Origin of the sequence: Streptomyces kebangsaanensis, assembly GCF_001906585.1 — a bacterium.
Classification (GTDB): Bacteria; Actinomycetota; Actinomycetes; order Streptomycetales; family Streptomycetaceae; genus Streptomyces; species Streptomyces kebangsaanensis.
Genome location: NZ_JUJA01000156.1, coordinates 128,159 through 138,023, shown reverse-complemented (window position 1 = coordinate 138,023; position 9,865 = coordinate 128,159). Strand labels below are relative to the sequence as shown.

At 70.8% G+C, this 9,865-nt stretch carries 7 protein-coding genes and 4 pseudogenes; 8 read left to right on the top strand and 3 right to left on the bottom strand.

Annotated elements, in window-relative coordinates; translation table 11 throughout:
* Both RH94_RS44720 and RH94_RS44715 read left to right on the top strand, forming a co-directional pair.
* A pseudogene (locus RH94_RS44720) lies at positions 1-183 on the top strand (hypothetical protein); the annotation flags it as partial.
* 120 nt (positions 184-303) lie between these two features.
* Positions 304-1,242 (top strand): hypothetical protein, encoded by a 939-nt coding sequence (locus RH94_RS44715; RefSeq protein WP_073950787.1) that lies wholly within the window; start codon positions 304-306, stop codon positions 1,240-1,242.
* Positions 1,243-1,290: 48 nt separating this feature from the next.
* On the opposite strand, the pseudogene RH94_RS26900 reads toward RH94_RS44715, so the two are convergent.
* Positions 1,291-3,297 (bottom strand): annotated as a pseudogene (locus RH94_RS26900) (PhoX family protein); the annotation flags it as partial.
* A 279-nt stretch (positions 3,298-3,576) separates the two neighbouring features.
* Here RH94_RS26900 and RH94_RS26895 point away from each other — a divergent pair.
* Positions 3,577-5,004 (top strand): VWA domain-containing protein, encoded by a 1,428-nt coding sequence (locus tag RH94_RS26895; protein ID WP_073950750.1) that lies wholly within the window; start codon positions 3,577-3,579, stop codon positions 5,002-5,004.
* 146 nt (positions 5,005-5,150) lie between these two features.
* On the top strand, positions 5,151-6,866 hold the full coding sequence (gene metG / locus RH94_RS26890) for a methionine--tRNA ligase (protein ID WP_073950748.1): 1,716 nt from the start codon (positions 5,151-5,153) through the stop codon (positions 6,864-6,866).
* A 71-nt stretch (positions 6,867-6,937) separates the two neighbouring features.
* Here metG and RH94_RS26885 read toward each other — a convergent pair whose 3' ends face one another.
* Positions 6,938-7,147, bottom strand: coding sequence for a DUF397 domain-containing protein (locus tag RH94_RS26885; RefSeq protein WP_073950746.1), 210 nt, complete (start codon positions 7,145-7,147; stop codon positions 6,938-6,940).
* Positions 7,144-7,641, bottom strand: a pseudogene (locus RH94_RS26880) (DUF5753 domain-containing protein); the annotation flags it as partial. The pseudogene RH94_RS26880 and the gene RH94_RS26885, both read right to left, overlap by 4 nt.
* Before the next feature lie 102 nt (positions 7,642-7,743).
* Here RH94_RS26880 and RH94_RS26875 point away from each other — a divergent pair.
* The 4 genes and pseudogenes from RH94_RS26875 to RH94_RS26860 form a co-directional block, all read left to right on the top strand.
* The gene (locus tag RH94_RS26875; protein ID WP_073950744.1) at positions 7,744-8,328 is read left to right on the top strand and encodes a DUF6932 family protein; all 585 of its coding nucleotides are present in this window, start codon (positions 7,744-7,746) and stop codon (positions 8,326-8,328) included.
* The gene (locus RH94_RS26870) at positions 8,325-9,257 is read left to right on the top strand and encodes a hypothetical protein (RefSeq protein ID WP_073950742.1); all 933 of its coding nucleotides are present in this window, start codon (positions 8,325-8,327) and stop codon (positions 9,255-9,257) included. The genes RH94_RS26875 and RH94_RS26870 overlap by 4 nt, the downstream gene beginning before the upstream one ends.
* Positions 9,258-9,308: 51 nt before the next feature.
* A complete protein-coding gene (locus tag RH94_RS26865) occupies positions 9,309-9,614 on the top strand; it encodes a helix-turn-helix domain-containing protein (RefSeq protein WP_073950740.1) in 306 nt (101 codons plus the stop codon).
* Positions 9,615-9,641: 27 nt separating this feature from the next.
* Positions 9,642-9,865: pseudogene (locus tag RH94_RS26860) on the top strand (hypothetical protein); the annotation flags it as partial.

Genomic DNA, 9,865 nt, shown 5'->3' with positions numbered 1-9,865 from the left:
GAGCCGCACGCCCTGCTCTGGTTCGCCTTCGTCGGCGTGGCGTTCGGCTTCCTCTTCAGCCAGAGCGGCGAGTCGGTCTGGCTGTCCGTCGCCCTGTCCCTGCTGTTCGGCATAGGCGTGGGACTCATGTGCTTCTACTGGTTCTACACGCACGAGGACGCGCGAGGGCACCGCATCGCCTGACCGCTCCGGGTCCCGCGGCCCGCACCCGCACCCCGCCCCCGCGCCCCGCGCCCCGCCGCGGTCACCCGAACGCCCTTCCCCCGCTCGCGGGGCCCCCGCGGGCGGCCTTGGCTGGGACATGTGTCCCGACGTCTGCGAAGCGGCCTGTCAGCCGTACTGATCGCCCTCTCGTGCCTGCTCGTGCCGCTCGGCGCGCTGTCGGCCTGGGCGGCGTACGGCCTGGCCGACACCGGCCGCTACGTCACCACGATGGCGCCGCTCGCCGACGACCCGGACGTGCGCGAGGCCGTCGCGGACGCCGTCGGGAACGGGATCGTGCGCGAGATCGGCCATGAGCTGGACGCCGGCGTGCTGCGCGGCACCGTCGCGCCCTTCGTGCACGACGCGGTGCGTTCGTTCACCCGGACGGAGGCCTTCCGCACGGCGTGGAACGAGGGCAACCGGGCCGCCCACGACGCCGTCCTGCGAGCCCTGCGCGACGACCGCGGCAAGCACGAGAGCCCGGTCACCGTCGACCTCGCCCCGGTCACCGCCCAGGTCAAGGCCCGGCTCACCGAGGAGCACATGCCGCTCGCCGGCCGCATCCCCGTCGAACACACCGAGGTCGACCTGCTTCCGGCCCAGCAGCTGGACCGTCTGCAGAAGGGGTTCCACGTGCTCGAAGTAGCCGGCTTCTGGCTCCCGGTGGCGGCCGTCGTGTTCGCCGTCGCCGGCCTCGCCCTGGCCGCCCGCCGCCGCCGCGCGCTGACCGCGACCGCGCTCGGTACCGCCCTGGGCGGCGCGCTGCTCGCCCTCGCCGTCGCCGTCGGCCGCAGCGTGACCCTCGCCGACCTGCCCGCCGAGGTCTCCCAGCCGGCCGTCGGCGCCGTCTACGACGCCCTCACCGCCACCCTGCGCACCACCTCCTGGCTCCTGGTCGCCCTCGGCCTGACGGTGGCCGCCCTGACCTGGCTCACCCGCCGCCGCCCCCTCCGCCTCGTACGCCGCCGCCGCCGCGCGTCGGACCCTCCGACCACCCCGCCCCGCAACCAGCAGCCGCCGCCCCGGGTCCAGGTCTGAGCCCGCCCCCCGGAGCCGACGGGCCCGCGGTCGCGCGGCCACGGTTCCCGGCCACGACCGTGCGGTCCGGGCGCGGCACAGGGACGCCCCGTCGACCTCGCCCGGGTGCTGCACGGCGACGACGACGCGCCGCTCCTGCACGATCGGCCCGCAGGTCTCCGCGCCCGTGGGCATGGTCAGGAACTGCTTCAGCTCCCCTCGCCGGTCCCCCTTCACCGCGACACCGAACAGCCCGTCGTGCGAACCGAGCTGGTTGCCGTCGGTCGAGATCCACAGGTTCCCGTGCGGGTCGAAGGCCACGTTGTCCGGGCAGGAGATCGGGCTGACGTGCTCCTTGGGGAACCCGGCGAAGTAGGTCGACGGATCGGCCGGGTCACCGGCGACGAGGAACACCGACCAGTCGAAGCGCGTCGCGTCGGCCTTGTTGCCGCGCTCGGTCAGCTCCAGGATGTGCCCGTGCTTGTTGGCGTTGCGCGGGTTGGCCTCGTCGGCGGGCGCGTAGCCCGCCTTGCCCCGGTTGCTGTTGTTGGTGAGGACGACGTACACCTTGCCGGTGTGCGGCGAGGGCTCGATGTCCTCGGGCCGGTCCATCTTCGTCGCGCCCACCTTGTCGCCCGCGAGCCGCGTGAAGACGAACACCTCCTCGGCGGTCATCCCCGCCACGTGCGAGACGGCTCCCTTCGCGGTCGCCGTGGCCAGCGGGATCCACTCGCCGCGGCCGTCGAACTCCCCGTCGGCGGGCAGCTTCCCGCTGCCGTCGATCTCGGCGGCGGGCGAGTCCCCGGTGAGCCGGGCGACGTACAGGGTCCCCTCGTCGAGCAGGGACAGGTTGTGCTCGCGCGCGGCCCGGGACGCACCCTTCTGCATCCGCTTGCTGCCGACGAACTTGTAGAAGTAGTCGAACCGCTCGTCGTCGCCCGAGTACACGACGGGCCGCCCGTCCTGGGTGAGCCGGACCGTCGCGCCCTCGTGCTTGAACCGCCCGAGCGCGGTGCGCTTGCGCGGCGTGGAGGAGGGGTCGTGGGGGTCGAACTCGACGACGTACCCGAACCGGTGCGCCTCGTTGGGCTCCCGCGCGATGTCGAACCGCTGGTCGAACCGCTCCCACTTGCGCTCGGTGGCCCCGGTGCCGATGCCGTAGCGCTTGTCGGTGGCCCGGCTGCCGTTGGCGAAGTACTGGTTGAAGTTCTCCTCGCCGTGCAGGGTCGTTCCCCACGGCGTGGTCCCGCCGGAGCAGTTGTTGAGGGTGCCGAGCACCCGGCGCCCGCTCGGATCGGCGGAGGTCTTCAGCAGGTCCGACCCGGCGGCGGGGCCGGTGAGCCGGAACTCGGTGGTGGCGGTCACGCGCCGGTTGAGGTGGTGCCGGGGCACGACGGTGAGCTTCCCCGTCTTCCGGTCCTCCTCCACCACGACGGCGGACAGCCCGTGCGCGGCCCAGGCGACCTCGACCTGCTGCCGGGTGGGGTTCTCGGGGTCGTACCCCCGGAACATGAGCACCTCGTCGGTGTACTCGTGGTTGGCGACGAGGAGCTGCCGGTGCGGCTCACCCCGCAGGGGCAGCAGGGCCAGGAAGTCGTTGTTGTACCCGAACTGTCCGGCCTGCGCGGCCGCGGTCTGGCGCTCGGGGTCGAACGCGGGCGCCCCGCGCAGGATGGGGTCGCCCCAGCGGACGACGACGTTCTGCCGGTAGCCGTCGGGGACGGTCACGGTGTCGGCGGTGTTGGGCGCGACGGGCGCGAACCGCAGCCCACGCGCACCCGAGGGCTTCTTCCCGGACGCCGCGCGGGCCTGGCCGGGGATCGCGGCCTGTGCCGGGTGGGCCCCGGCGACGGCGGCCGCGCCGGTCGTGGCGGCCACGCCGACGACCGCGGCGGCCCGCAGCACCGAACGGCGCGCGAGCACACCGGTGATGACGTCGCCGACGTATTCGTTGGAGCTGGTGTTGGGCACCTCGTGGAAGCAGGCGTCACCACACCGGAAACGACAGGTCAGGGCGGACCGTCCACCGGGATGCGAGCCGGAGGGCGTTCCGATCAACGGCAGCAGCTTGCGCACTTGTTCTCTCCTTGGGTGCCCGTGATACCAACGCGAACCGTAGGAGCACATATGTGCGACAGTCGGGCGCCAGGATGAACGACGGGTGAATCCACGGCGGCATCGGGGGAGTTGCCCCGAAGTCGCCGCACGGTGCCGTACGCGGGCCGGATACCGCCCTTGACGGCCACGGCACCGGACACCCGACCCTGCCCAAGATCACCCATGAGGGCAGCTAACCTTACGTGTCCGTCCTGGCCAGGGATTGACGGGCTTCAACTCATGCGAAGGGTTGCGCACATGGGCATTCTCACTCTCTTGCGGAACGCGTTCGGCCGATCACGCAGAGCGAGGACAGCCGAGGCGGAGGGTGCGGCGCAGGCCGCCGAGACGCACGGTGCGGCCGAGGCCACCCCGGCGCCGCCCGGGTCGGCCGCGGAGTCGGCCGCGGAGCCGGCCGCGGCCACGGCCACGGCCCCGAAGCTCCCGTCCCCGTCCCCCGAACCGACGCCGAAGCCCACGGTCTCCGTCCCGGAACCCCGCGACGAACACGACCTCGTCTCGGCGGCCTTCGACAACGTGACGGTGCCGGGGCCCACCCACCCGGCGGACGACCGGGCACCGGAGGAGCCGGCCACCGAGAAGACGGAGCCGGAAGCGGAACCGACCCCTGAGCCGGAGACTCACCCCGAGCCCGAGCCCGAGCCGGAGCCCGAAACCAAGCCCGAGCCCGAGACCGAGGCCGAAACCAAGCCCGAGCCCGAGACCGAGGCCGGGAACGTTTCGGAATCGGCAGCCGAGGCGGAGCCGGAGGCTACGGCAGAACCCGCAGCCGCCGACGGCGAGGACACCCCGCAGGGGCCACCCGCACCCGACCACGAAACCCGCACGGGTGGTGCGGTTGGGAACGCCCCCGCCGAAGGCGAAGCCGAGGCGGCCGAACCGGTCACGCTCCCGCAGGGCACCGCCGAGGCGGCCGAACCGGCCACGCTCCCGCAGGGCACCGCCGAGGCGGCCGAACCGGCCACGCTCCCGCAGGGCACCGCCGAGGCGGCCGAACCGGCCACGCTCCCGCAGGAAACCGTGAAGTCCCACGCCCCCGGCCTCACCACCGCCCACGAGGCCGCCGGAGCCGCCCTCGAGAAGTACGGCCTCACCGGCACCCGGGCCAAGGTCTACCTCGTCCTGGACCGCTCCGCCTCCATGCGCCCGTACTACAAGGACGGCTCCGCCCAGGCCCTCGGCGAGCAGACCCTCGCCCTCGCCGCCCACCTCGACCCCGAGGCCACGGTCCACGTCACGTTCTTCTCCACGGAAGTGGACGGCACCGGCGAGCTCACCCTCACCGAGCACGAGAACAGGATCGACGACCTGCACGGCTCCCTGGGCCGCATGGGCCGTACGAGCTACCACGCGGCCGTGGAAGCCGTACTGGCCCACCACGGGGAGTCGGCGGACGGCCCGGACGCCCCCGCCCTGGTGATCTTCCAGACGGACGGCGCCCCGGACGCCAAGACCCCGGCCACCCAGTCCCTCACCGAGGCGGCGAAGAAGCACCCCGCCGTCTTCTTCTCCTTCGTCGCCTTCGGTGAGCACGACAACAAGGCCTTCGACTACCTCCGCAAGCTGAAGACCGACACCGCCTCCTTCTTCCACGCGGGCCCGACCCCGCGCGAGCTCACGGACCAGGAGCTCTACGAGGGCGTCCTGGCGAACTGGCGCCCGTGATCCACACGCACCAGGGGCCGCCCCTTCCCACCCAGCAAAACGGGAAGCGGGCGGCCCACCCATGTCGGCTACGATTTCAAGGTTCCGTAGACGACCCGAACCCGACGAGATCGTCACCCTCAGCAGCGACCTGGGAGCAGCCCGCGATGGCTCGACACCTCATCACCAGCGCCCTTCCGTACATCAACGGGATCAAGCACCTGGGCAACATGGTGGGGTCCATGCTCCCGGCGGACGTGTACTCCCGCTACCTGCGCCAGCGCGGCCACGAGGTCCTGTACATCTGCGCGACCGACGAGCACGGCACGCCCGCCGAACTGGCGGCCAAGGAGCAGGGCATCCCGGTCGACGAGTTCTGCGCACAGGCGCACAACGCGCAGAAGGCGGTCTACGACGGCTTCAACCTGGCCTTCGACTACTTCGGCCGCAGCTCCTCCCCGCAGAACCACGAGATCACGCAGGAGATCGCCCGCGAGCTCAAGGCGAACGGGTTCATCGAGGAGCGGGCCATCCGCCAGGTGTACTCGAACACCGACGGCCGCTTCCTGCCCGACCGGTACATCATCGGCACCTGCCCGCACTGCGGCTACGACAAGGCACGCGGCGACCAGTGCGAGAACTGCACGCGGGTCCTGGACCCGACCGACCTGATCGACGCCCGTTCGGCGATCAGCGGCAGCAGCGACCTGGAGATCCGCGAGACCAAGCACCTGTTCCTGCTCCAGTCGGCACTGGCCGGCGAGGTCGAGGCCTGGGTCGACGAGCGCGCCGACAACTGGCCGGTCCTCGCGTCCTCCATCGCCCGCAAGTGGCTCACCGAGGGCCTGCACGACCGTGCGATCACCCGTGACCTGGACTGGGGCGTCCCGGTCCCGGCGGACACCTGGCCGGACCTGGCCGCCGAGGGCAAGGTCTTCTACGTCTGGTTCGACGCCCCGATCGAGTACATCGGCGCGACGAAGGAGTGGGCCGACCAGGACCCGGAGAACCGGGACTGGCGCTCGTGGTGGTGGGAGTCGGAGGCGGACGTCCACTACACGGAGTTCATGGGCAAGGACAACGTCCCCTTCCACAGCGTGATGTTCCCGGCGACCCTGCTGGGCACCCGCTCGCCGTGGAAGAAGGTCGACGTCATCAAGGCCTTCAACTGGCTCAACTACTACGGCGGCAAGTTCTCCACCTCGCAGCGGCGCGGCGTCTTCACGCACGACGCGCTGGAGATCCTCCCGGCCGACTACTGGCGCTACTTCATGATGGCGAACGCGCCGGAGTCCGACGACTCGTCCTTCACCTGGGAGCACTTCACGGCCACGGTGAACAAGGACCTCGCGGACACCCTGGGCAACTTCGTCAACCGTGTCCTGTCCTTCTCCCGCAAGCGCTTCGGCGACGCGGTCCCGGAGGGCGGCGAGCCGGGCGAGGCCGAGGCCAGGCTCGGTGAGGAGATCGCCCGGCTCCTCGCGGAGTACGAGGAGCAGATGGAGGCCATCCAGTTCCGCAAGGCGGCGGCCGCGCTGCGCGCCCTGTGGTCGGCGGGCAACTCCTACCTGGAGGAGAAGGCCCCCTGGCTGGAGATCAAGACCAACAAGGAGGGCGCGGCCCTCACCCTGCGCACCGCGATGAACCTGATCCACCTCTACTCGGTGGTCTCGGAGCCGTTCATCCCGACCTCGTCGGCGGCGATGCGCGCGGCGTTCGACCTGCGGGACGACACGGCCACCTGGGTCACCCAGGAGGAGGCGAAGTCCCTCACCACCCTCACCCCGGGCACCCCCTTCACGGTCCCCCCGGTCCTCTTCGCCAAGCTCACGGACGAGGACCTGGAGACGTACAAGGAGCGCTTCGGCGGTTCGGACGAGTAGGGCTCACCGCGTGCGCCCAGGGGCCCGGGAACGACTCGTTCCCGGGCCCCTTCGCCGTGGTCCCCTGAGGGTCAGCTTTCCGAGGCGTACGTCACGAAGTGGGCCCACGCACCGGGCCCGAGCACGAGCCGAGGGCCCTCGGTGTTCTTGGAGTCGCGGACGTGGACGGCGCCGGGGCTCGTGGCGATCTCGACGCAGGACTCGCCGTCGGTGCCGTCGCTGTAGCTGCTCTTGAACCACGCCAGTTCGGAGGCGTCACCGGCGGAGGCCTTGCGAATCATTTTTCTCCCAGCAGTAGTTGCTCGATGGAGGCCAGCGACTCCCGAGGCGTGAGAGCCTGCGCCCGGATGGTGCTGTACCGCAGCTCAAGGATGCGCAGTTGCTTGGGGTCGGAGGTCGGCCGGCCGTTGAACGCGCCGTCGGAGCGTCCCACCGCCGTGCCGTCCGCGAACTTCAGCACCTCGATCCTGCCGTCCACCCCGGGGTGAGCATCGGTCTTCGTCGGCATCACCTGAAGTGTGACGTGGTGCAACCGCCCCACCTCCAGCAGACGTTCGAGCTGCCGACGCCACACCATTGTGCCTCCGACCTCCCGCCGCAGCGTCGCCTCTTCCAGCACGAAGCTGACGGAGGGGGCCGGGTCCCGCTCGAAGATCGACCGCCGGGCCATGCGAGCAGCCACCATGCGCTCCACATCATCCGGCGAGTACGGCGGCTGCGCGGCCTGGAAGAGCGCCCGCGCATGGTCCGGCGTCTGCAACAACCCGCTGATATTGCCCGGAACCATCGGCGCCCCCGAAGCCGCCCCGGCAGGATGACCCGTACCGCTCCGCCCCGACCGCTGTGACGACGTTCTCCGACACCGACAGGACCTCACGTGCCGCCCACCTTCGCCGCCAACGGATTCCTCCCCCTGGGCCGGTACTCCGTCTCCCTCGACGAAGCGGAGTCCATGCTGGTCAGCGCCCCGGAGTTTCAGGACTCCGCGACGCGCACGGCGCTGTGGGACGGCTTACTCGACTATGTCGACCGTTTCCTCAAACTCGAGGACGCGTACGCGGACGTCCTCGCCGGCCTCCGGCTCATTCACCGGGTGTGGCTCGGTGGCAGCTTCGTCAGTACGAAACCCGACCCCAGGAACATCGACGCGACGCTTCTGATCGACACCCGGGCCGAGCGTGCGGTGCGCGGCAAACCCGGCTCCAAATGGCTGACCACCGCTTTCCAGAGCCGGGACAGAATGAGGGAGAAGTTCGGCGTCTCTCCCCTCCGCATCGGGTACCAGCCGGTTGCCCATATCTTCGAGCCGGAGCGCTTCACACCTGAAGAGCGGACATACTTCACGCAACGGGGTGTGTGGGACGACTGGTGGCAACGCTGCAGGCTGCCCGGCCAGGCCGACGGCTCACCATCCGAACAGAGTGCCGCCCCGGCGCGCGGATATCTGGAGGTGCGACTGTGAACGGCGACAGCTGGCGCGAGCGCAGGCGCGCGCTCCTGGGTGACGATCCGACCGCGGAGGACAAGACAGCACGGCTTCTGGACGAAATGGGCGTCGAGGACAGGGACGACGAGGAGATCGAGGCCGAACACCGGGCCAGTCGTCTCGCCGCGGCGCGCGAATACGCACCGGAGGCGCGGCTCGACGAGGAGCTTCAGCTGCGCCTGACCGGCCCGGACACCGAAGCAGGTGCCCTCCGCTTCCAATGGGGGGACGCCCTCCTGCACCCGGTGGAGGCAGCGATCTCCGCTGCCGCGGGCACGCCCGTCCTTCTGGAACTCACCGGCGTCTCGGCAGGCAGCACTGTGGTGCACGCCCGGCCCGTGGCGGCCACTGCTGCCTCCCCGGAGCCGTACGCCCTTGAGGCCCCCACCACCTCCGCGGCAAGCACGGGCATGCGCACACTCACCGAGTTGCTGGCCGCGCTGGAGTCGGAGAGCGATGTCCGCGAGTGGGCCCGGCTCTTCGACGCCGTGGACTCGCTGTCCCGCGCCCTCGGCAGGTACAGCCTCGATCTGGGGATGACCTGGTACGCCGCCGACGGTGGCATGCGCCGCGCACAACTGACCGAACGAGGCAGGCGCCACGTGGAACGGTTGAGGGAGACCCGGGACCGCGACCAGGAGATCACGATCTCCGGCCGCATCACCGAACTGCGCGAAAGCGGCTGGGTGAAGGTCAAGACGGGGACCGCCAAGAACGCGTATGCCTACGACGTCCGGTTCGAAGAGCCGGAAGACCTGTTGCGCATGCGCCCGGCTCTCGGGGACAACGTCCATTTCCGCGTCCGCTTCCGCCAGCGGCTGGACTCGGTGGGCATCGCACGGTCCACCGAGTACACCTACCTCGGCCCGGCGGCCGAACAGACATCCCTCCCGCTCGATCCGTAGATACGCCCCGCCCGCCCACGCTGTCTACGGCCGCTTCCCGGAGGCCACGCCATGAGCCACTCCCGTTGGGACATCACCGATGCCGACCGGGCGCAGGAGGGGTACCAGGAGGCCCGCCGCGCCTATCTGCTCGGCAAAGCCGTCCGTGACCGCCGTACCGCCCTGGGTATGACACAGACACAGCTCGCTGCGCGAGCCGACATGACCCAGGCCGCCATCTCGCGCCTGGAGCAGGGGGGTGCCACTCCCACCATCCCTCTCCTCGAACGTCTGGCCACCGCTCTCGACTCCACCCTGCACCTGGACATCGCACCCAACAGCGACCTTTCGGTGACGTTCACCCCTCAGGCGGCCTGACAGCGAGAAGAGAAGAAACTGGTGGCCGTGGACCTCTCCTTTTACAAGTCACCCCTCTCCGAGGAAATCCGCGAGGAGGGCCGAGCCGAGGGCGAGGCGCGACGCGACGCCGAGGACGTCCTGGACGTCCTGGAAGCGCGCGGCATCGACGTCCCCGAAGCGGTCCGGGAACGCATCACCGGCTGCGGCGACCCCGAGATCCTGCGCCACTGGCTGCGGCGTGCCGTCACGGCCCCGACGGCCGAGGACGT